The sequence below is a fragment of the Sulfurimonas sp. NW9 genome, from assembly GCF_051132275.1.
GTDB classification, from domain to species: Bacteria; Campylobacterota; Campylobacteria; order Campylobacterales; family Sulfurimonadaceae; genus Sulfurimonas; species Sulfurimonas hydrogeniphila.
In genome coordinates this window covers 1966184-1987992 of record NZ_CP093236.1, presented here as the reverse complement: position 1 = coordinate 1987992, position 21809 = coordinate 1966184, and the positions used below count along the sequence as shown (strand labels likewise).

Annotated in this window: 23 protein-coding genes, 1 tRNA gene and 2 pseudogenes; 11 read left to right on the top strand and 15 right to left on the bottom strand. The window is 37.9% G+C overall.

Going from position 1 to position 21809, the window contains the following annotated elements; all coding sequences use genetic code 11:
- Nucleotide 1: 1 nt before the first annotated feature.
- From dapB to trxA, 7 genes and pseudogenes are all read right to left on the bottom strand, one after another.
- Nucleotides 2-770: pseudogene (dapB, locus tag MLC44_RS11295) on the bottom strand (4-hydroxy-tetrahydrodipicolinate reductase).
- A gap of 37 nt (nt 771-807) precedes the next feature.
- Entirely contained in the window at nt 808-2061 is a 1254-nt protein-coding gene (locus MLC44_RS11290; RefSeq protein ID WP_434657390.1) for a hypothetical protein, read from the bottom strand.
- Nucleotides 2061-2285, bottom strand: a complete 225-nt coding sequence (locus tag MLC44_RS11285) for a hypothetical protein (RefSeq protein WP_346389609.1) — start codon at nt 2283-2285, stop codon at nt 2061-2063. The genes MLC44_RS11290 and MLC44_RS11285 overlap by 1 nt, the downstream gene beginning before the upstream one ends.
- Nucleotides 2275-2715, bottom strand: a complete 441-nt coding sequence (locus MLC44_RS11280) for a hemerythrin domain-containing protein (protein WP_346389608.1) — start codon at nt 2713-2715, stop codon at nt 2275-2277. The genes MLC44_RS11285 and MLC44_RS11280 overlap by 11 nt, the downstream gene beginning before the upstream one ends.
- 10 nt (nt 2716-2725) lie before the next feature.
- A pseudogene (gene trxB, locus MLC44_RS11275) lies at nt 2726-3666 on the bottom strand (thioredoxin-disulfide reductase).
- Nucleotides 3663-4145 carry a hypothetical protein gene (locus MLC44_RS11270; protein ID WP_151899572.1) on the bottom strand — a complete coding sequence of 161 codons (483 nt, stop codon included), beginning with the start codon at nt 4143-4145 and terminating at the stop codon, nt 3663-3665. Before MLC44_RS11270 ends, trxB begins: the two are co-directional and overlap by 4 nt.
- A gap of 17 nt (nt 4146-4162) precedes the next feature.
- Nucleotides 4163-4483 (bottom strand): thioredoxin, encoded by a 321-nt coding sequence (gene trxA, locus MLC44_RS11265; protein ID WP_151899573.1) that lies wholly within the window; start codon nt 4481-4483, stop codon nt 4163-4165.
- 132 nt (nt 4484-4615) lie between these two features.
- Here trxA and MLC44_RS11260 point away from each other — a divergent pair, with 132 nt between their 5' ends.
- The gene (locus MLC44_RS11260) at nt 4616-5059 is read left to right on the top strand and encodes a globin (RefSeq protein WP_434657387.1); all 444 of its coding nucleotides are present in this window, start codon (nt 4616-4618) and stop codon (nt 5057-5059) included.
- On the opposite strand, the gene MLC44_RS11255 is transcribed toward MLC44_RS11260, so the two are convergent.
- A complete protein-coding gene (locus tag MLC44_RS11255) occupies nt 5056-5835 on the bottom strand; it encodes a histidinol-phosphatase (protein WP_346389606.1) in 780 nt (259 codons plus the stop codon). The two genes, MLC44_RS11260 and MLC44_RS11255, sit on opposite strands and share 4 nt — an antisense overlap.
- Before the next feature lie 73 nt (nt 5836-5908).
- Between MLC44_RS11255 and MLC44_RS11250 the strand changes: the two genes are divergently transcribed.
- The 9 genes from MLC44_RS11250 to recG all read left to right on the top strand — a co-directional run bounded on the left by MLC44_RS11250 (nt 5909) and on the right by recG (nt 13407).
- Entirely contained in the window at nt 5909-6598 is a 690-nt protein-coding gene (locus MLC44_RS11250; RefSeq protein WP_151899576.1) for a chemotaxis protein, read from the top strand.
- A complete protein-coding gene (locus MLC44_RS11245; protein ID WP_346389605.1) occupies nt 6595-7893 on the top strand; it encodes a peptidase U32 family protein in 1299 nt (432 codons plus the stop codon). The genes MLC44_RS11250 and MLC44_RS11245 overlap by 4 nt, the downstream gene beginning before the upstream one ends.
- Nucleotides 7894-7929: 36 nt before the next feature.
- Nucleotides 7930-8427 (top strand): 5-(carboxyamino)imidazole ribonucleotide mutase, encoded by a 498-nt coding sequence (purE, locus tag MLC44_RS11240; RefSeq protein ID WP_151899578.1) that lies wholly within the window; start codon nt 7930-7932, stop codon nt 8425-8427.
- Nucleotides 8428-8451: 24 nt separating this feature from the next.
- Nucleotides 8452-8931, top strand: a complete 480-nt coding sequence (locus MLC44_RS11235) for a DUF3972 domain-containing protein (protein ID WP_151899579.1) — start codon at nt 8452-8454, stop codon at nt 8929-8931.
- Nucleotides 8928-9191, top strand: a complete 264-nt coding sequence (locus MLC44_RS11230) for a hypothetical protein (protein ID WP_434657384.1) — start codon at nt 8928-8930, stop codon at nt 9189-9191. Before MLC44_RS11235 ends, MLC44_RS11230 begins: the two co-directional genes overlap by 4 nt.
- Entirely contained in the window at nt 9113-9784 is a 672-nt protein-coding gene (locus tag MLC44_RS11225; RefSeq protein WP_434658880.1) for a damage-control phosphatase ARMT1 family protein, read from the top strand. Before MLC44_RS11230 ends, MLC44_RS11225 begins: the two co-directional genes overlap by 79 nt.
- A gap of 9 nt (nt 9785-9793) precedes the next feature.
- The gene (locus MLC44_RS11220) at nt 9794-10591 is read left to right on the top strand and encodes a hypothetical protein (protein ID WP_434657381.1); all 798 of its coding nucleotides are present in this window, start codon (nt 9794-9796) and stop codon (nt 10589-10591) included.
- A 46-nt stretch (nt 10592-10637) separates the two neighbouring features.
- Nucleotides 10638-11522, top strand: coding sequence for a glycine--tRNA ligase subunit alpha (glyQ, locus tag MLC44_RS11215; RefSeq protein ID WP_434636754.1), 885 nt, complete (start codon nt 10638-10640; stop codon nt 11520-11522).
- 73 nt (nt 11523-11595) lie between these two features.
- Nucleotides 11596-13407 (top strand): ATP-dependent DNA helicase RecG, encoded by a 1812-nt coding sequence (recG, locus tag MLC44_RS11210; RefSeq protein WP_434657378.1) that lies wholly within the window; start codon nt 11596-11598, stop codon nt 13405-13407.
- A 138-nt stretch (nt 13408-13545) separates the two neighbouring features.
- On the opposite strand, the gene hpf is transcribed toward recG, so the two are convergent.
- The 5 genes from hpf to MLC44_RS11185 all read right to left on the bottom strand — a co-directional run bounded on the left by hpf (nt 13546) and on the right by MLC44_RS11185 (nt 20573).
- A complete protein-coding gene (gene hpf / locus MLC44_RS11205) occupies nt 13546-14079 on the bottom strand; it encodes a ribosome hibernation-promoting factor, HPF/YfiA family (protein ID WP_151899583.1) in 534 nt (177 codons plus the stop codon).
- Nucleotides 14080-14147: 68 nt separating this feature from the next.
- Nucleotides 14148-14648, bottom strand: a complete 501-nt coding sequence (locus MLC44_RS11200) for a hypothetical protein (protein WP_151899584.1) — start codon at nt 14646-14648, stop codon at nt 14148-14150.
- Entirely contained in the window at nt 14624-15547 is a 924-nt protein-coding gene (locus tag MLC44_RS11195) for a type II secretion system protein (RefSeq protein WP_418640665.1), read from the bottom strand. Before MLC44_RS11195 ends, MLC44_RS11200 begins: the two co-directional genes overlap by 25 nt.
- Nucleotides 15547-16173: a type II secretion system protein gene (locus tag MLC44_RS11190; RefSeq protein ID WP_346389599.1), complete on the bottom strand. Its 627-nt coding sequence runs from the start codon at nt 16171-16173 to the stop codon at nt 15547-15549. The genes MLC44_RS11195 and MLC44_RS11190 overlap by 1 nt, the downstream gene beginning before the upstream one ends.
- Nucleotides 16167-20573: a hypothetical protein gene (locus MLC44_RS11185; protein ID WP_434657376.1), complete on the bottom strand. Its 4407-nt coding sequence runs from the start codon at nt 20571-20573 to the stop codon at nt 16167-16169. The genes MLC44_RS11190 and MLC44_RS11185 overlap by 7 nt, the downstream gene beginning before the upstream one ends.
- Before the next feature lie 256 nt (nt 20574-20829).
- Here MLC44_RS11185 and MLC44_RS11180 point away from each other — a divergent pair.
- Nucleotides 20830-20905: transfer RNA gene (locus MLC44_RS11180), tRNA-Phe, on the top strand.
- Between the two features lies 1 nt (nt 20906).
- Here MLC44_RS11180 and hepT read toward each other — a convergent pair.
- Nucleotides 20907-21314, bottom strand: a complete 408-nt coding sequence (gene hepT, locus MLC44_RS11175; protein WP_346389597.1) for a type VII toxin-antitoxin system HepT family RNase toxin — start codon at nt 21312-21314, stop codon at nt 20907-20909.
- The gene (gene mntA / locus MLC44_RS11170; RefSeq protein ID WP_346389596.1) at nt 21283-21705 is read right to left on the bottom strand and encodes a type VII toxin-antitoxin system MntA family adenylyltransferase antitoxin; all 423 of its coding nucleotides are present in this window, start codon (nt 21703-21705) and stop codon (nt 21283-21285) included. The genes hepT and mntA overlap by 32 nt, the downstream gene beginning before the upstream one ends.
- Between the last annotated feature and the right edge of the window lie 104 nt (nt 21706-21809).

Genomic DNA, 21809 nt, shown 5'->3' with positions numbered 1-21809 from the left:
ATTAAAGTTCCAAACAATCACTGATACTGTAGAGACCGGCTTCTTTGTCTGCAAGCCATTTTCCGGCACGAAGGGCACCTTTGGAAAAAGTATTTCTTGAAGTTGCTGTATGGTTGAGTTCTATAAATTCTCCGTCATTGTAAAAGCCGACAGTATGACGTCCTACGATGTCACCGCCACGCAGAGCCATAACTGCTATTTCATCTTTGCTTCTTTCGCCGATGTTCCCGTCTCTGCCGCTGATGCGTACTTTGTCAAGATCCAATCCTCTTGCGGCTGCTGCTGACTGGCTGAGTGTCAATGCCGTACCGCTTGGGCGCATCTTTTTTGTGTCTGTGATGCATTTCTACAATTTCTATATCAAATCCCTCAAGGGCTGCTGAAGCCTGATAAACAAGTTTGTTCAGAAGTGCTACACCCAGGGACATATTTGTGGCATAAAGCACTGGCATACGCTCACTTGCCTCTTTTAAAAGATTGAGTTGATGTGTATTGAGTCCTGTTGTTCCGATGACTAACGGTTTGGGAGTTTTCATTGCCTCTTCGAGAAGTATCTCACAGGCATCCGGTAGTGAGAAATCTATAATAATATCAGCCGCATGCAAAAATGCCTGCATATCAGAAGTAACCAGAACTGAAGGATCTATGGAAAAATCAAGTGAATTTCTGACAAAAACCGTACTCAAACTCATTGCATCTGTTGTTTTTAAATCTTCTATTAAAAGTCTGCCAACTCTACCGCTCGCACCGAATACGCCTACTTTTATCATAATATATCCTCATTTTTTTTCTTATAATAGCAAAATATTACTCAAATACTACTTTCTTTTTCATATACTCATTGTAATATTTTTGCGCTTTGAGTATATTGAGCAGGAGCAGCAGGGACGAAAAGAAAAAGAGTATAGTAGCGGGTATTAAAAAAATACGCGAATAAGCCGTAAAAAGAAAAAGAAAAAAGGAAAGATAGTACAAATTGATCTGATACTGCATCTTTTTTTTTGGTATTACATTGCCCATTTCCGCATCAAAAACCATATTTGAACTTAAATGAAACCAGGTCAAAAAAGGGATGATTTTATAAAGCATTGCATTGATTAAGGCATATACAGCGCCAAAGAGAGTAAAAAAACCAATAGCAAAGGAAAGGTTTACATGTAAAATATTTGCACCTGTAAAAAGGAGAGACGCAAGAACAGCATTGCCCATGGCAAAATACCAAAGCTGGATGCTGGCATCTTTTCTTGCCCGTTTTCTTTTTCGTAAAATTTGTATACTCAACAGAGCAAAAATGATGACTGGTACGCAAAGCAGTATCTGTGTTAAAGTGAGAAGCAGCATTTTTTCTTGAAGTTGTGCATATGCAAATAAAAGTAAAAATACAAGTTGTGCAGGATAGAGTTTTTTTTGTAAAAATATCGGAAACTCTTTTGCAACAAAAAACATAGGAATAATTTTATACGATACGGAGACTATAAGTAAAAAGACCCAGCCAAAAAGCATAAAAGCAATATGAGTGTTTCCATAACGCAGTGTGTCAACAAATCCAAAATGTCCAAGCAGTGCCAAAGCTCCAAACAGAGCTGCTGCAAAAAGAGCTATAAAAGAAGCTGCAAAATTTTGTACCAGCGTGTTTTTTTCCTGGCTGAGCAAAACTGTTTTAAAAGAGAGTATTGCAAAATAGAAAAAGGTTCCGCTCAGCACTGCTCCTGCAAGATAGAGCAAGAGTGGCGTATTTGTGAGAAATCCAACAACAAAACTCAGAATTCCGGTATTTAAAGCAATGTGAACGATTGTTGCATTTTTTATGACATTTGTATAGGGTGTTGCCAGCATAACAGGCAACATTTGAAAGAGTGAGCCGAACATGACATGTGTGATAAAACCCAGAGTCAGCAGATGTGTCAAAGCAATAACTTCATAATCAAACCGTGAACCTATAGAAAATCCGTAGATTACAATGGCTACTGAAAGAAGTATAAGATAAAAGGCACCACTGAGATAAAATTTTATTGGAATTGCATAAGGGGGTGCCTGTTCAAGACTCAGACCTTGAAACATTATTTATAGATCCTCATTTCAAACTCATTTTCATTTTCTTTCGTAATTTCATATTGCAAACCAAGGGACAAAATGTTTTGAAAAAGCATTTGAGGGTTCATCCGATGGCGAAATATCAGCACTTCATCATCCTGTAAAATATTAAGAGCATTGATGGCTTCTACCAGAGGGTAGGGCGCTTCAAGCTCACTGACATCCAGAATAATCTCTTTTTTAGTTTTCATAGTTTTGTAGTTTTTGAACGATTTCTTCTGCATTTTCTGCCAGGGCACTGTTCATCATGGTGTAGAGCATCTGCTCTTCTTTGAGATTGTGCTGTTGCAGGAGAATATTCATGGATTCTCCAAGAGAAAAAGCTCTTTCTTTGTCTTTGGCATTATAGGCTTCATCCATTTTTTCAAAGAGTGATTTTGCCTGTGCATGCTCCATTCGCATAACATTTGTCGGTCCCATACTTCCCATCCCTGATTTTTCTTCAAGCATAGGAAAAAGATACTCCTCTTCCATTGTGAAATGCAGGAGTGTTTCATTTTTAAAGGCTGAATATTTGGAAAGAGCTTCGTCAAACTCTCCGCTTTCAAGAAAATCTTCTGCCTGCGTCAAAAGATGATCACACTCTCTGTGTTTACTTGTCATAAAATCTTTTATAGTCATATCGGTACTCCTAATTTAGTAATTCATCAACATATGAAATGGCAGAAAGCGCAGCAACAGCGCCGTCTCCGGCTGCTGAAACAACCTGTTTCGGTGCTTCTATCCGTATGTCACCCGCAGCGAACAGTCCAGGAACAGAAGTTTTCATGCTTAAGGTTACAATAACCTGTCCCTGCTCATTCACATCACACAGATAAGTTCCGTCTTCTTGGATAAGTGTCTGATTATTGACATTGTTCCCCACAAACACAAAAACACCGGGAACCTGTATATCTTTTATATTTCCATCTTTGTCTTTGACTTTCAATCCGTTTACTCCGCTTGCATCGCCATAAACTTCATCAGGAACAGAGTTGAGTACAAGTTCTATTTTTTCATTTTCTTTGACTCTTTTTACTGTATTTGGTGCTGCACGAAAGCTGTCGCGTCTGTGAACAAGATAGACTTTTGTGCATATTTTTGCAAGGTATAAGGCTTCTTCAAGAGCAGTGTCTCCGCCTCCTATCACTGCCACTTCTTTTCCTTTGTAAAAAAATCCGTCACAGGTTGCACAGGTACTGACCCCTTTGCCAAAAAATTCGTCTTCTCCCCTGAAACCTGCACGGCGGGGAGAGGAACCGGTACAAACAATAACACTGTGTGCCTCAATGCTTGTTCCGTCTGATTTGAGTACATGAAAGAGATCGCCATCTTTTGTTATACGGTTTACTTCTGCCATATCATGTTTGAGTCCAAATTTTGACACTGCTCGGGCCATGGCATCATCAGGTCCATTCCGGTTATCTCACCTGTTACACCCGGATAGTTTTCTATTTCGGAACTCTGTGTAATCTGCCCGCCAGGCATACCTTTTTCAAACATTGTAACATTTTCAAGTCCGCCGCGTGTAGTGTATAGTCCTGCAGTAAGACCCGCCGGTCCCCCACCTATAATTGCACAGTCTAAAGTCATGATTTTATCTCCTCTAATTGGTCTAAATTGTCAAGCTTACGTATCATACTATTTTGCTTATAAAGGGAATCTTTTATTCTCTTTATGAAAAAAATAGATGGTGAGTTGTAGATATTGAAGCGCTGTATGAATTTTAAAGATGTGTTGGTCCCACTTCTTAAAAAAGTAGTTGTTTTTGTGTTTTCCCGGACCCTGTTATAGTAGTCAATGGCAAGTATCGGCAGGTTTAAATCTAAATTTGCAAGTCTGTTCATTGTGTGTTTATCTCTTGAAGAATAAAAAATGACGATATACTCTTCACTTACTGGCGTGAAAACATCATTTTTTTCATAATAAACGAACTCTTTAAAATTAATAAACTTATACTCTGAAAATTTGTAGTTGAAATAGGCAAAAGCACCTGCTATCATTGCAGCACCAAAGAAAGATGCTAGAAGAGTGGAAAGAGAAAAGAGGCTTTTGCCTCCCTTTCCGGCCACTTTTGAAGTCCTTGAAATTACGCTAAAAGAGCGTCAAGTTTTTCTGCAAGAGCCTGTTTTGACTGTGCGCCTACGATTTGGTCTACCATTTCACCGTTTTTGAAAAACATAATAGTAGGGATTGAACGAATACCGAATTTTACAGCAATATCCTGCTCTTCATCAGTATTGACTTTACAGATCTTAGCTTTTCCGTCATAATCTTCCGCCAATTCTTCAATAACAGGAGCAATCATACGACACGGCCCACACCATGGCGCCCAAAAGTCTACCAGAGATACACCCTCTGCAAGAGTTGCTTCAAAATTTGCACCAGTTAGTTCTATATATTTACCCATTAGTAAATCCTTTTTATTTTGTTTGTTATAAAAGTATTATACAAGTGCTATCATTAATCCAAACTTTAAATTTAGTTATAGCAATAATTTGTATAATTCTCTATAATGAACTACATGTAAAGGAAAAAAGTTTTGAAGTTAGAAATTACAGCTGGAAAAATTGATGTACGACCTCCTGTGGCAAAGCCTCATCCGGGTTTTTTTAATGAAGTGGGAGAAGAAAGGTTTAGAAAACTGGTGTTTGAACATTATGAATCCATCAAGAGCAGTGATATTGCTTTTTTATTTCCTGTATTTGATGATGATGATTTTGCAGAGGCACAAAAACATGCAGCTGATTTTTTGATAGAAATTTCAGGTGGTCCTGATTATTTTACACAAAGCAGGGGAGAGCATCAAATGGTTGGGCGTCATGCACCCTTCCGCATAGATGAAAATGCGCGAAGAGTCTGGCTGGAACTTTACATTCCGCTTTTGAATGCGCTTGCAGAAGAAGGTATTTCTCCCAGGTATATAGAATCTTTTTGGAACTATTTGGATCTTTTTTCTATGTGGGTGGTGAATACGAAAAGCTAAAACTGTAAAAACCTTCGCTCTCTGTTTATAAAGTAAGCACACTCTGAATAGCCGATATCTTTGGCAAGCTGTGTGACTTCTTTGTCAAACATAGCCACCTGTTCGGGTTTGTGGGCGTCAGAACTGAAAGTGATAGGTATATTGAGTTTATATGCCTCTTCAAGGAGTTCTTTTGAGGGATAAGCTTCACCGACAGGCTTTCTGTAGCCGGCTGCATTGATTTCCAACACCATGTCGGCATTTTTTATGGCATGCAAAGCATTTTTTGCTATCTCTTTGATGTCTTGCGTCGGCATAAATTTAAATACTTTTATAAGGTCCAGATGTCCGACAATGTCAAATAGTCTACTGTTGGCCATAGCCTCGACAGCATTAAAATATTTCTGCCATATCAGATTGATATCTTCATTTTGGTACTCTCCTATAAACTCCGGATTGTCAAAACCCCATTCGTCTATAAAATGTACAGAACCAATGAGGTAGTCAACATCGGCAGTGAGCACTCTTTTGTCCATATGCCCCTCAAGGTAGTCAACTTCATAGCCAAGCAAAACAGTAATCGTATCAGCATACTTTTTCTTTGCATCGAGAATGTCTTTTTCATATTTTTGCATCTCTGAAAATGACATTCTGTATTTTGGATCAAAGTCCATAGGCGCATGGTCGGAAAAGCCAAATATTTTCGTATTGTTCCTGATGGCAGCATTGATATACTCGTCTATTGTGCCCTGGGCATGGTTACACAATGGTGTATGGTTATGGAGGTCTACTTTCATATTTGTTCTCGTATTATATAATTTATGCTATTATAGTGTGAATTAATAAATTATTCAATTACGGAGACTGTTTATGACGCAAGAAGAACTGGACGCCTTAATGAGCGGTGGTGTGGATATGGATGATATGTCTGAAGAGGATGAGCATACCCAAGATGATGAAAATTCGCAGGACAAGGAAGATGAATCTTCCAAAGACCCGATAACAGCAGGCATTGAAGCAGCCGAACTTCCGCTTCCTGCGACAAATGAAAACAAAATGGTGCATCAGCTTGACGATGTTACCAAAGAGAGTGAAGAAAAAGCGAGTGAGATTTTTGATATTATTGACAATATCAGCAGCAATTTGATGGAAAAAGAAGAAAGTCTCAATATAGTAAGTGAAATTCTTCATTCAAATATAGAATTGTTTACAAAATTGTGTGAAAAATTCCCTGATGTGCAAACCTTCCAAACACAGCTGGAAAAAAATGAAACAGCTCTGAATGAAATCAACGGTGTCATAGAAGTTTTGCAAGAGAGCGGAGATGCTATCATGAGTGTTATGGATATCATGCAGTACCAGGATATTCACAGACAGAAAATTGAGCGGGTTATCAATGTCATGCGTGCATTGTCAAAGTATATGAATACGCTCTTTGAGGGTAAAATTGATGATGACAAACGTGTCTCTTCCGCCATACACATTGCGGGAGACACGCACAACGAGCTGGCTTCTACAGATGACATAGAAGCGCTTTTGGAACAGTTTTCAAAACAATGAATAATAAAAAAGTAGAATTGCTTTCCCCCGCAGGGACCTTGGAAAAATTAAAAATTGCACTAGATTTTGGTGCAGATGCCGTATATGGCGGAGTCAGTCATTTCTCACTGCGTATTCGCTCCGGAAAAGAGTTTAGTTTTGAAGATTTTGAAGAGGGTATCAAATATGCTCATGAACGCGGAAAAAAAGTCTATGCAACCATAAACGGATTTCCATTTAATTCCCAGCTTGATTTACTGAAAAAACATATTGTGAAAATGGGTGAACTGGGGCCCGATGCTTTCATCGTAGCGACACCGGGTGTGTTGAAACTGTGCCATGATTTGGTACCCGATATGCCTCTGCATCTCTCAACACAGGCAAATGTTATGAATGTGCTTGATGCACAGATTTACCATGAAATGGGTGCGACACGCATTATTACTGCACGAGAAATTTCTCTGCGTGACCTGAAAGAGATTAAAGCGGCTTTGCCTGATTTGGAACTAGAAGTTTTTGTGCACGGTTCTATGTGCTTTGCCTACAGCGGACGCTGTCTGATCTCAACCCTGCAAAGCGGGCGTGTGCCAAATCGCGGAAGCTGTGCCAATGACTGCAGATTTCCTTATGAAATATATGCGGCAAATCCGGAAACAGGTACGCTTTTCAAGCTTGAAGAGGACCCGGGTGTCGGTACCTACATTATGAATTCAAAAGATCTGAATTTGGCTTCACACATACAAGAGATTTTAGACAGCGGTGCTGTGGATTCCATAAAAATAGAAGGACGTACAAAAACAGCATATTATGCAGCCACTACGGCAAAAGCATACAGAATGGCAATAGATGACTACTATGCCGGAAAAATGGACAGTGAACGGTATCAGTATGAACTGCAGTCTCTGCAAAACCGAGGATATACGGATGCCTATCTTGTCTCTCGTCCATTTGAAAGACATGATACCCAGAGTCTGGACTTCACCATGCAGCTTGGCACGCATCAGGTCAGCGGTGTTGTCAATGCCGAGGGCACACATTTTTTATGTAAATACAAAACGTTTCCTGGTGATGAAATGGAAGTCGTTTTTCCTTTGGGCAGTGAAGTGGAAAAGGTTGATAACGATATAGGCTCGACATATGAAAGAGACGGGAAGTTTTTTATGAAACTCAAACAGCTTAAAGCACAAAACGGAAAAATCTGGGAAGAAATTCACAGCGGCAATGTCAACCCTATAGAGTTGCCGACAAAATTTCCGCCCTATACATTCTTTAGAATACCGGCGAGTGCAGATATGAATACAGCTCCAAAAAAATAATGCAGAGTGTTAAAATTAAAAGAAAGGTAAAATAATATGAAGTTTGTATCTATAGTAATAGGCTCAAAAAGTGATTATGAAGTAATGAGATCGTGTTCTGACACATTAGAGGCATTTGGAGTCAGTTATGAGATGGTTATCTCATCAGCGCATCGTTCCCCTGAGCGTACAAAAGAGTACATAGAAGAAGCTGAAAAGAAAGGTGCGCAGGTCTTTATAGCTGCAGCAGGCATGGCTGCCCATCTTGCAGGTGTATTAAGTTCAAAAACCATCAAACCTATAATAGGCGTACCGATGTCAGCATCTGCACTGGCAGGCATAGATGCACTGCTCTCAACTGTGCAAATGCCTGCAGGTATGCCTGTTGCTACTGTTGCCATAGGCAAGGCAGGGGCTATTAATTCGGCATATCTGGCAATGCAGATACTGGCGCTTGACAATGAAGAACTCAGTATAAAACTCAAAGAAGACCGTATTGCAAAAGCAAAAAAAGTAGAGATGGATTCTTTAGAGATAGAAACTATTATAAAATAGCTACAGCAAAAGAGAGGTTTGGCAATGAAGTGGATGAGTGATGAGGAATACAGTCAACTGACGGGATTGGATATAACTTCTATTGAAGATTTGATTGAGAGGGGCAAATTAAGTGTAAAAATTGAAGACGGCATTCGTTACATTGATCCGTCAAAAGGTGCGACAGAAGCCGTTGTGCCTGCCAAACTTAAGGAACTTGCGAAAAAAAACACCCATGAAATGCTTGTTCAGCCTGAGTTCGTTGAAAAAACCATCGGGACTATCATCAATCTGCATGAAAAAGTTTTGGATGCAAAAGATGAAACACTCGAAGCCGTCCGGGTGGAAAATGAGTTTTTACGTGAAGCATTGGCTTCTTTGCAGGAACTGTATGATGAAGACAGAAAAACCATACATACTCTGCAAGAACAGCTCAAACTCTCACAGCAGGAAGTTGAATTTATGCGCCGCAAATATAAACTTATGTGGAACAAGGCTATTGATGAGCATACTGGAAAAGCATGACCATAGATAATGAATGTGTCGGATGTATCATCAACCAAAGTGTGAAAGTCGCTGATGCAATTGGTGCAGATAAAACTTTAAAAAACAGACTCAGAACAACTGTGGAAAGTATGAGCAAAGATTTTTCTTTTTCAAAAACTCCTCCGGAGATTGCTGCAGATGTGTATGAAAAAATGTCTGAATTGCAGATAAAAAAGATCTGTATGATGAGGTCAAAGAACTCTCTACGAAAAAAGCTCTGTCCTTTATTCCGTTTTTAAAAGAAAAACTCTTTACATGTAATGACAAACTTTTGACAGCCACAAAAATTGCTGTAGCAGGCAATGTTATAGATTTGGCTGCTCAGGTAGAATTTGATTTGCAGGAAGAACTTGAGAAAATCTTTCATACAGAATTTTCTCATAATGATTTTGAAGCGTTTGCAAAAGTATTGCAAACTGCAAAAAACATTGTAATTCTTGGTGATAATGTCGGCGAACATATTTTTGACTATTTGTTTATAGAGACTTTACAGGAACTCTATCCAAAACTTACATGTACTTATATGGTACGGGGTAATCCTATAATCAATGACGTTACATGTAAAGAGGCAAAAGAAGCCGGCTTTGAGAAACTCTGCAATTTGGTTGACAGCGGTGTCAATACTCCGGGATTTGTTTACGAACGTGCTGCAAAAGAGGCACAAAAGCTTTTTGATGAAGCGGACTTGGTGATAAGCAAGGGCATGGGAAATTATGAATGTCTCAGTCCAAGCCACAGAGATAATATCTGTTTTTTGCTCAAAGTAAAATGCAATGTTGTTGCCAACTCATTAGGCAAAGAAGTCGGTGATATAGTTTGTAAACTTGTATAAGGAATCAAAATGTTAAAAAAACTGACGATAGGTATGCTGTTAGTTAGTTCAACGGTATTTGCAAAAGTAAGTTATGAATATGCCATAAATATTGTTGGTATGAGTATGGATTATAAAGAGTCCGAAAATGGAGTTTTTTTGGATAGTGAAGAATCAGATTTTGCAGATTTAAATGGTCTAGAAATTCAATATAAATATATAAAGCAAACAGAAACTTCACAAGATTTTGATACGGTATCAATAAATATCATGGCTGTAGGTGGCAATACAGAATACAAGGGTGCATACATTGGTTCTAACCTTGGATATGGAAGTTTAGTAAGTATAACTTCAAATCAAATTTATGATATGGAAATAGATTTTGCACACACATATGAAGATAGATCTTCCTTTACAACTACTATCTCTCTAGGTGTTGGGTACAGATTTTGGCGCAGGAAGCTGTCAGCTCAACAAATAGAAGACTATACATGGTTTTCTCTTCGACCAAGTGTTTCATTTTCTTATATGTATTATGATTTGAGAATTGCCCCGAAATTTGAGTTTCAATATGGGTTAGGACCTAGAATGAGTGCTACAGGTATTAGTGATGATTTTAAGCTAGGTTCTGCAAATATTATGGAGTTTACACTGCCTATAAAATATGCAATTACACAAAAATTTTCTTTATATGCTGCATATACATATCAGTATCAAAAAATAGAGGAATCTAATGTTGTATATGATAATACAGGCACAGGGTATTTGGAACCGGAAAGTAAAGCATATAACGAATACATTAAATTTGGAATTGTTTTTAAATACTAAAAAAGTCTCTTTGGCTATAATAGCAAAAACAAATTGAAGGCAAAAAATGATTACTTTTAGCGAAATGTTACTCAAATTACAAGAATTCTGGATGAAACAGGGGTGCAATATTGTACAGCCTTACGATATTCCTGCCGGAGCAGGGACTTTTCACCCTGCTACATTTTTGCGCTCACTTGATTCTACGCCCTGGGCAACGGCGTATGTCGCTCCCTCTCGCCGTCCGACAGACGGAAGATACGGAGAAAATCCCAACCGTCTAGGTTCCTATTACCAGTTTCAGGCACTTATAAAACCTTCGCCGGATAATATTCAAGAGTTGTATCTGCAGTCTTTGGAGTATCTGGGACTTGACCTGGCAAAACATGACATTCGTTTTATAGAGGACAACTGGGAGTCTCCGACACTCGGTGCATGGGGACTTGGCTGGGAAGTATGGCTTAACGGTATGGAAGTGACGCAGTTTACCTATTTTCAACAGGTCGGCGGGATTGAGTGTGATCCGGTTGCGGTTGAAATTACATACGGAACGGAGCGTCTGGCAATGTACTTGCAAGGCGTTGATACGGTCTTTGACATCGTGTGGAATATTGCTCCTGATGGAAGTCAAACGCTCTATAAAGATGTGCACAAAGAGAGTGAAATCGAGTTTTCAAAATACAACTTTGAAGTAGCCGATACAGAAATGCTTTTTGCTGATTTTAACGCCAAAAGCAAAGAGTGTTTACGCACACTTGAGGCCGGTTTGCCTTTACCTGCCTATGATTTATGTATGATGGCATCAAATACGTTTAATGTTTTAGACGCAAGAAAAGCAATTTCACAAACAGAAAGACAAAACTATATTTTAAAAATTCGAGAACTTTCAAAAGGGTGCGCAGAACTCTATAAAGAACAGGAAGAGGAACGTATTAAAAGAGTAAATACTTAATTTTATTTCAATTTGTCATATTTTATAAAAGTTTTTTTCTTTTTCTTTATAATTTAGTTTGAAAAGGGAAATTATGAATTTATCAAAGGATGAAGAGGCAAAGTTTCGCAAGCTTGGAATTAATTCTGTTTTGGAACTTGCCTTGCTGGTGCCTCATACCTATGAAGATTACAGACTTCATGAAAAATTACTTCAACAAAAAGCACAGCTCATAGATGCGACGGTTGAGTCTGTCTATAAAGCCCCAAATTCTATTCAAATTACTTTTTTTGCACACAATCTCGGGCATACTGTTCAGGGAGTGCTTTTTCGCCCCAAACCTTACATGTTACATCAGTTTAAAGTAGGAGAGAGGGATTGTTATTATGGTGTTATAGACTGCAAGCAGGGGCACTGCAGTATGAGTATGCCAAAAAAAGTCTCTAAAGTGGGGATGATTACTCCAAAATATAAAACGGCACTCAGAAGCGATGTTATGCAACGGCTTGTACAGAATTGTCTTACAAAAGAAAACCTGTTACATGTAAAGCTGCGTGAAGATATTGCCGAGGAGCTGTTAGCACTCCATTTTCCAACAGATGAATTTTTACAAAATAAAGAGTACAGTGAAAAAACACGCAAGGCATTAAAATACACGGAACTTTTTTCCTATATGCAGATGTTAGCTGGAAAAAGGCGTTATTTTGAATCACTCTCTTCACAGGCAAAAGAGTATACGCCATGGAGTAAAACGCTCCCTTTTGTGCTGACAGAAGAGCAGTTGAAAGCTATAGAAGATATTTATCAGGATTTGAAAAAAGATGTAGCGGCAAAACGGATGGTTGTCGGGGATGTGGGGAGCGGTAAAACAATGGTGATTCTGGCAGCTGCCTATATGAATATGCCAAACCGATCTGTCTTAATGGCTCCGACAACGATTTTGGCAAATCAGCTCTTTGAAGAGGCACAAAAATATCTTCCTCAACTCAAAGCTGCACTTGTAACAAATAAAACAAAAAAAACAGACTTGAGTCCTTATGACTTTATCATAGGAACGCATGCGCTTCTGTATCGAGAATTGCCGCAGGCTTCACTGATTATGGTGGATGAACAGCATCGTTTTGGAACTCTACAAAGAAATATGCTTGAAAAATTAGTGACAGAACAGGCATTAAAACCGCATTTTATACAGTTTTCAGCCACTCCGATTCCAAGAACACAGGCAATGATTGAGAGTGCACATATAGATGTCAGCCTCATTACTACTACGCCTTTTACAAAAGATATTTCTTCAAAAGTCATTCACAGAAATGATTTTCAAGCATTGCTTTTACATGTAAAGGCGGAAATTGCAAAAAACAATCAGGTTTTACTTGTCTACCCTTTGGTGGAGCAGAGTGAAGCTTTTGATTATCAGAGTATAGACGAGGCACGGGGCTACTGGGAGAAAAATTTTAAGAATGTTTATGTGACTCATGGAAAAGACAAAGACAAAGAGCAGGTACTGCTTGATTTTAGAGAAAAAGGCGACATATTGATAGCGACTACAGTTGTAGAAGTGGGTATATCTTTGCCTCGTCTGAGTACGGTAGTAATAGTTGGAGCAGAGCGTTTAGGGCTTTCAACGTTGCATCAGCTTCGTGGAAGGGTGAGCCGTACCGGTTTAAAAGGCTACTGCTTTTTATATACAAACAAAAAAAAGTCTGAGCGTTTAGATGAATTTATACATACCAAAAGCGGATTTGATATAGCAAATTTGGATTTGAAGTTTCGAAAGAGTGGTGATCTGCTCAAAGGAATTGTACAAAGCGGGAGCCGGTTTAAATGGGTGGATTTTGCGCAAGATGAAGAAATAGTTAAAATGGTAAAAAAAGATTTAAAAGCTGTTTCTAAACCTAAGTGTTAACCTGGGTCTTAGTCTTTAAAGACACAAAGCCCGCACTGAAGTACGGGTTCCGAAAACCCCTGGAACCGGTACTTCAGTGCCGGCTGTAACAATTTCATTGTTATTCAAAGCCCGCGCTTGAAAGTACGGGTTTCGGGTTTAATAGAGCCCGAATTTTTTGTTCCCCATTTTAAAAAGAACACGTGTTTTGTTTTCATTGTCTAAAAAGATTTCAAATGTTTTATCACTGTTTTTAAGATCTTCTAAAACATCTTCGACTTCACGAGGCTTGTAGAGTTCAAGTTCTACCGGAATGATTTCATCTTCCATTGCTTCTGCAGCAGCTTTTACATCGACTTCTTCCGCTTTGACTTCATTTAAACCGACTTTTTGATGGTCTGTTACTTTGTCATGGAGACGACGAAGTGATTTTTGTGCTCTGTTGGTTGCAAGGTCAATAGCAGCATAGGCATCCTCATCATTTTGCTTGATTACTATAGTATTTTTATGTGCAAGATTGATGACAAACTCAACAATAGCGTGTTCTTTGCCCTTTTTTGTCTGTGTAGAGACAACAACATTTACCGAAATAATATCTAAATTAAATTTTTTTAGTGTTTCGATAGAAGCTGAAATATGCTCTTTTAAAGCATCAGTAAGTTCTACATTTCTTCCTGTCATGCTGATATTCATGATTAAATCCTTTTTTATTCTATTGGAAAAAAATTATACCATTAAAAAGTTTAATAAAAAGTACGAATCTATAATTTTTGCAGAGTTCTTTTGAAATATCTGACAGGTTCACTGGCAACTGTTGTATCATTTACATCTACAGTTACATCCATAAGGACAGAACCGTTTTGTTCGGGTGTGGTAACAGTTGTATAGAGTATGCCTCTGTTGGCAGCAGGTATAGCATTGCAAACAGCTTGTGCTTCATTGACTAAAGGTGTATTTGGATCATCATAATATATGTATTGTAGTTTGATTGTTATATTGTAAAGTGTGTCTTGCGTGAATGTTGTATCTAAATCAGTACAAGGTGGAGTTTGCGAAATCCGCAAAAGTGCATATTCTGCTGCACTGTGCGCAAGAAGTACAGACTGCTCATACAGATAGACATCTGTCGTGCGTTTGGTTGTTTGGGAAGTAAGAGAAATGGCTAAAGCCATTATGGTTGCAATAATGACAATAACGGCAATCGCCATAATCATGGCAATACCTGAACGCTTCCCTTTTAAAATACTGTTTTTTCTTTGCATAAAGAGTACTCCTCTGCCAAGTCTGTTTTCGTGCATACCTGAATCTTCATAATAGAACCTATAGCGGTAAATCGGAAGGTACTGACATTTTGCATAAGTAATGATTTGTGGAGGCTGTCATTGTTGTCATCATATTGTTCTCCCTGCCATGGCTGATAATTGTGATATAGATATAAATTACCCATTTTTGTAGTTGAATTATAGTCTTCCATAGCTACGGCATAGGCAGTCCATGCTAATTTGTAATACTCGTAAATATCGACACCGCTGAAGTCTGTACCTGTAGAAGATGTAAACTGTGTCGGTTGTCCGGCTACACTTTGGACAGGGTGCATAGCACCTTTTTGGGCATTTATTATCGTTGTATTTGTATCCCATCCATAGCCGGTACGGATGTCACTGTCTGCCCCTGTAAAGAAGATGGCGCTGTCATTTATTCCTGCAGTACCACTTGAGAGTATAGCAATTAAAGTATTTGTTTTTGTGGTATTAGTTTCCGGAGATACCAATGTATTGCTGTTTCCTGCATCCAGATCTATAATGCCACTCCAATTAGGAAGATGGATTGCAGTGGTATCCGAAATACCGCGAAAGCCGTCCGTATCACTGCCAATCCATTCTAACACTGCATAGGTTTTTGAATTATTTACGTCTCCGATCGGATCAAAATTTTTATTTGCTTCTCTGGCAATCACAGAATCCTTTATGCGACCTTCGAGCCGTTTTGCTATGAGTTCAACCGCAGCTTCACTGTTTGACTGGAGTTCATGATTTATTTTTGAAAATATAAAACTGTTATAGGCCTGTGCCAAAAATTCCACGCCGAATTTTCCTATAATTCCCATAATGACAATGACAAATACTAATTCAAGCATAGTAAAAGCAAAACGATTTTTCATTAATAGGACCTTTTATAGTAGTCTATGCCGCCGATATTTGCAACATAGGTAAATAAAGAAGTAACAACATTACCTTCTTCATCTTTAACTGTAATGGTTAATTTTTTCATATTAGGTCTTTGAATTCCGTCAAATACAGGGTTATAGCTGATGACAAGTGAAGAGTTAAAGTCTTGCTTGTACCCTTCCTGCCCCGGTGTTAAGTTTAAAAATATATTTCTGTATCCATGTGCTTTGTCTTCAACTGCATCAACGTCCGGGTTGGTATTGGAATGGAGTGCTGTTTGATTTAAATTGTTTAAACATTTTCTATGAAGCGGTTCCAGAATATGTCCGGGTTTTAATCGGTAGCGTTGACTGGATTGATTGTTTTCACATAAGCCGTCGAGGTTTATAACCTGACTGACAGTTGTACTTGCGTTTTCATCTATGGAAGCTTCGTCCCATTGGGCAGTTGTTGCTTCATTGAGTTCTGTTGCTGCTGCAAAAATGGCTTCTTGCAGCAGATTTGAATCAATTCCTTTTGAAATGGACTGATTCATCATTGGCAAAGAGATGACAGTAATTGCAATCACGACGATGGCAAAAATAAGCTCTATGAGCGTAAAAGCGCTTTTTTTTACCACATAAGTCTCCTGTTGGTATTATCAGAAGCATTTTTATTGGTTGTGGCATTTGTTTCATATATGCCGGCCCAGTTTGCATTAGGATTGACAAAGTCTACCTGAAACTCATTGGTTGCGGCATTGGCATTGTATTTGTTATAAATGAGCCAGCCTGAGGCATTGTTTTCCATTGTTGCCTTGTACGGATATCCGCTGCTTCCATTGTAGTGTACTCCAATATAGTCAGGATGATTTCCGTTGGCTTCTCTGGTAATACTTACATTTACACCATTCTTTTGCACTGTGGCTGTTTGTGCAGCCGTTCCTGCATCGCTAGTATGGTTGGTATTGACAAACCAACGCGGATCATCTGTTGATGTTGAACTGTTCCCGTCTTGAAGTAATGATTTGTTACATGTAGCTCCGTTGCAGAATACTTCATAGTATACAGAAACATTGCCGTCAGAACCTAAAACAGTCTGTCTCGGTGCATTTGTGCGCCCGTAATAGTGCCTGACGGGTATTGTCGAATTTAAATCTTTAATCCCTTTTGTTGTCTTGCTGTTTATAAGGTCAGCATTAAAAGTACAATCAGCTACCGCATTTGTACAGTTGACCTGATACTTTATAAAGGTGAGTGTTGTTGGATTGACAGCAGTGTCTTTTTCTCTCATATAGTTCATATTTAAGCGTGTCTGCATAGTACCGTTTAAATTTTTAGGAAAATATGTTTGAGCAGTTTGAATGCGTATGTCATTAGACTGCAGTGCGGGATTTGTTTCTGTAAGATTGATATCCAATGCATTTATAATACTGCCACTCGAATTAATGTCATGAAAACGTATTCTGTAGGGAACATGATTCCCCTTTGAGTCATTCAAGTCTCTGTTGCTTGTAGAAATGTTTATATCCAAAGGTACTGCATAACATTGGTCTACAAAGTTTGAAAGGGTGACATTGTTTTCACCTAAAGCTGTAATGCTCCCGTTTAAATGGTAGGACATATTCTCATCCAGTGTATTGTTAATGTCTGCCATATAGATATACGGTGTGGTGCCTGGCACAGGAGTAAACAGCAAGCCGATAGTAGGAGTAACAGCTGTTCCTCCTGCAGTTGCATTGAGATCAAATCTGTAAGGGTGATAAAATACAAGCATATCCTGAAAATCTTGGGAATAGTCATTATTATGATGCACCGAAGATATGTTACAACCATTCTTGGAAGCAGAACTTTCATCTTCGACTGCAGATGAGTTTTGTATACAGTCCGCTCCTGTTTGAAAATACGGAGCTGTATGATGATCAAGATAGAGAGAATCAACCGCTGTCCATTTTGTATCAATAATATGAAGTTTGTATGATCCGACATTGTTCCATGTTGTGTTCGTTTCTGCAACACCATTGACAAAAGGATGTTCGAGTGTAATATTGCTTTCATCGTTACAAACAAGTGAAGAAGTTCCCTGCCATGTCATATTTGCATCAAGACTACTTGTGGTGTAACCGAGGACAGGTGTATTGTTAAGATGGTCCGTTGCATTCATGGTCAAGAGGTAATTGTACCCCGCAGCCAAGTGGGCAGTTTTTATATTACTGCCGTTATTGTCTATGATAAAGCTTTGCTGTAACGGATTTGAGTGATTATAGTCTGTAAATTTAAAAGAGTAGCTTTCCGGGCGAATGGCAAAGTTGTCTCTTGAACAGATGCTTTTCGTATTGTTGTTTTCATCTGTATAAATAATTCTAAAGGCCGCATTTTGAGAGGCTTTGGAAAAGACTGCTGCAGTACGCATTGCATCTTTATCAATACTGACGGTTGTATCATTAATATTAAAGTGTGTGCTTACAGGCGTGCCTATCACAATACTGTTGTCAGGATCTGTACAGGTTGCATTGGTATAATGAAAACCTGACATATTTACCATTGTAATATTGACATCCTGTGCCTTGCTGACAGCTTTTGATTTGTTTAAATCATTGGGATCCATTGATTCTAATAAAAAGTTCCCCACTCTGTTGACGACCTGTGTTGGAATATTAAAATAATAGTAAGGATCATCACTTTTTGTTTCTCCGGCTTGAACAATATTGAAAATATCCGGAACCGGTTCGTAGCCTGGAGTCGGCTGGCAAGGATCCATGTCGCTTAATTTAGTGCTGTATGTCCCTAATCCAATACCGTCAACAGTCAAATCATAGCGAAACTCTATGTCAACCGGTACTTCTGAAAGAGTACTTTGATTCAGGTCTAAACTATAGTAGAGATAAAAATAATCCAAACTTCCAAAGCTACCAATAGGGATGTTCTTAACATAACTTTTGTCCGATGCAATATCTAAAATATTATCATCAATATTTGTCACAGTGGTATCTGTTTTAGCTATTTTTGTAGAGTTTAAATGATAAACGGCTTCTTTAAGGTTTAGTATATCTATGTTCAGGTTGTTAATAGTAGTGTCAGAATTTTCTCTGTTTCTGAAATAGACTTTAAGGTCAAGTGGTGTACTTTTGTTGAAAGTTCCATCAATAAGTGCAGGTTTGATACTTGGTGCTGTAGTATAGTATCCGTTTTGTCCATAGGTATAATCGTAACAGATATCAAGGGTATAAAGGTTTGTTGTGAAAACAAACATACTAGGATAGTATGAATCTCCACTTGATGTAAAGCGTACTGTAGCACTGGTGTCTTTGTATCCTAGCAAGTCTGCTCCGGATGTACCGATATCTATATTTTGAATATCTATACCAAAATTGTTTGTTAAGCTTGGCTCTTTCTCAAATCCGCTGGTGTGTGAGTACATGACATTGTTGGAGTTTCCAATTTGATAGCCGTTAAAATAGAGTTCATCTCCAGTATAGGCTATATCCCCTTCCCCTGCAAAGAAAGAAAAAGTAGAGTTGATATCTCCTGCTTTTGGGGTTAAAAAACCGCTTAAATCTATGGTCTCTTCTCTGTTGTATGATGAAATGTTAGTATAGCCATCAAACACAGTAATGTTACGAAAGCTTTCACTGCTGTCTTTATATATAACAACAAGTGTCCATGCTCCAAAATAGCCCAAGGATGTATCTTTTCCTTCGCTAGCCTTGATATTTGCACCTGTCCACCAGCCGTTTATCTCACTCCCTTTTTTTCCAATGAGAGCATTGACGGTACTAAAGGTTGAATAGGTGTAGCCAACCCACTGTAAGGAATCAATCACTTCCGGATACAGCGGGAAAAGAGTGTTATCCGGTGCTATAAGGTACATTGGCTGAGAATTGAGGTCTGCTCGAACTGTTTCTAGGGATTCATTTGTATATCCTTGTGCGTAAAACCCTGCCCACACTACCTCTGCAGTATCCGGAATACCGCTTATTTTTGCTTTTGAAGCATTGATGAAACCATCTACCTCTTTAATGTAACTTAAAGTAGTGTTATTGTTTGGATCAGAGGTTTCCTTGCATTGACCATTACTGTCTTTTTCACACAGAACAGTGTTCCCGATGATTTTGACATTACCTCGAATATTTCTGGTGTCATCCGGATTTCTAATGGTAAAAGGACGACCATCTGAAGTCTCGTTTGTATCACTTTTGCATTGTGAAAGTTTTCCACTGTATGTCGTGCCGTCTTTTGTATATGTTGCCAATAAATCATAATCGTTACTGTTTAAAAAACTAAAGAGTGATTCAACATAAGCGCTTTTTGAATTGTTTGATATAAGTGTTTGTAAATCATATGTGACACCACTGTTAAAGGCTGTAAAAGTATTGAAAAAACTCAAATCACTTGTTTGTGAACATGTTTCACTGCCGTCACCATCTAAAACATCACAGTTTGAAAAAGCTGAAAAAAGCGAATCAGATGCCAGAACTACCTGTACATCAGATAAATTACCATTTGAAATATTTCTGATAGGAATAGTTGTTTTGCTGAGAACATTTATAAATCCAAAATTTAGTCCACTGACTGAGATACTGTCATAGCATATATCATTACTGATAGAAGATGAGGAAAATGAGGAAGAGAAGGAAAGATTGAGCGTAAAAGAATCATCATCATCGGTATAATTTCTTATAGGGAGATAATAGGTTGTTCCAGCAGAGAGTGTGTAGGTAATGTATATGTCATTGTTATTACGTGTATCTGAAGCAACCGTGCTTCCCCACCAAGATACGCATTCATCTATATCATCATAGAGCCAGGCGTTACTGTCATTGTCCATGTCAGTAGTTTGGATAACAATTTCTCCATTTGAGGAGGGGGTAAACTTGTAATAAGTATAGAAATAATGGCTACCCATACTCCAAGTTCTGTTTTGCAAAGAAGTATCAGTTTCACTTGGCAGAGAAAGCTCTATAGCATTTGAACAGCTATCTCCTGCTGCATTTAGTAATGTCGTCAAAAATAAAATTGAAAGGAATAACAACTTTTTCATAACATCCCCTTTTTTGTAGGAAAAATCACGGCACCCACAAAGGGGGCTCATGTTAAAAAGAAACAATTGTCTACGTTTCAATTGTCGTACTTTATTGCTAAATTTTAGCTGAAATATCTTTAAAAGAGGTTATTGTGCTATGTTTTTTATGGTATTTTTAAAATTTATGAGAAAATGTGTTAAAAGTGACAAAAAGAGAGTGGATTTTATAAGTTTATATTCAGCTCATAAAGGTATAATTTCGTTTCTTCAATTTGGCCTGTTAGCTCAGTCGGTAGAGCAAGTGACTGAAAATCACTGTGTCCTTGGTTCGATTCCGAGACAGGCCACCACTTATTCAGATATATTTTCTTTAATCTCACGTATAAAATTTTTGAAGTCATCAATAGAATTTAAAAAATCATAGAGTTTTTTTATGTCAATTGTCGTATATTCATGGATAAGAAGATTTCGAAGTCCTATCATTGCAATATACTTTTGGCTATGAAATTTGTTTAGGTAGTCATTTTTACTAAGAATTTCTATGCATTCTTTATAATTTTCAGGCTTCCCCAGGTTAAAATAATTTGTCACTTTACAGCTGACATCTATCATTATTTGTATTGATTCAAAAAAACCATATCGAAGTTCCCATTCGTAACGTTTATTTGCCGCAATGTCTTCAACTTGCATCTCTTGTTTCAGTTCTTCTAATATTTTTATATTTTCTTCAAGCTGTTTGAGTTTTTGCAATATTTCCATTACTTATCCTTTTGCTAAATGCCAGGTTTTGCTCATCAAGTATATGCTTAAAATCAAGATAGTAATGGAGAGCATTTTCTTTGAAGATATCATATTTTTTTTTATTATTCAGTATAAGAATCGTATGGTTTTTGTAGATATTATAGGCAAGAAGTGGTGATGTTTTATAAAGTTCATTAAATATTACAAAATCTATTTTATGATTTAGTTCCGTCTCAAGGCTTGCGATAATATCACCCATCTCAAATAAATTGAGTTCACGGCTTGTTTGCACTGCAATATCCATGTCACTCATGTTGTGCTGGGTATTTGTTGCATACGACCCAAAGAGTAATGCATTTTCGACAGTGTCATATCTTTGTAAAATACGCTTTATTTGATTTATATCCATCTTGTTGAACCTTTTATTTATTTATTATAACACATAAATTTTTTTAGTTTAATCCCTATTATATAACTTTTGGATAAAATAACATTCAATTTAATTTAATTAGG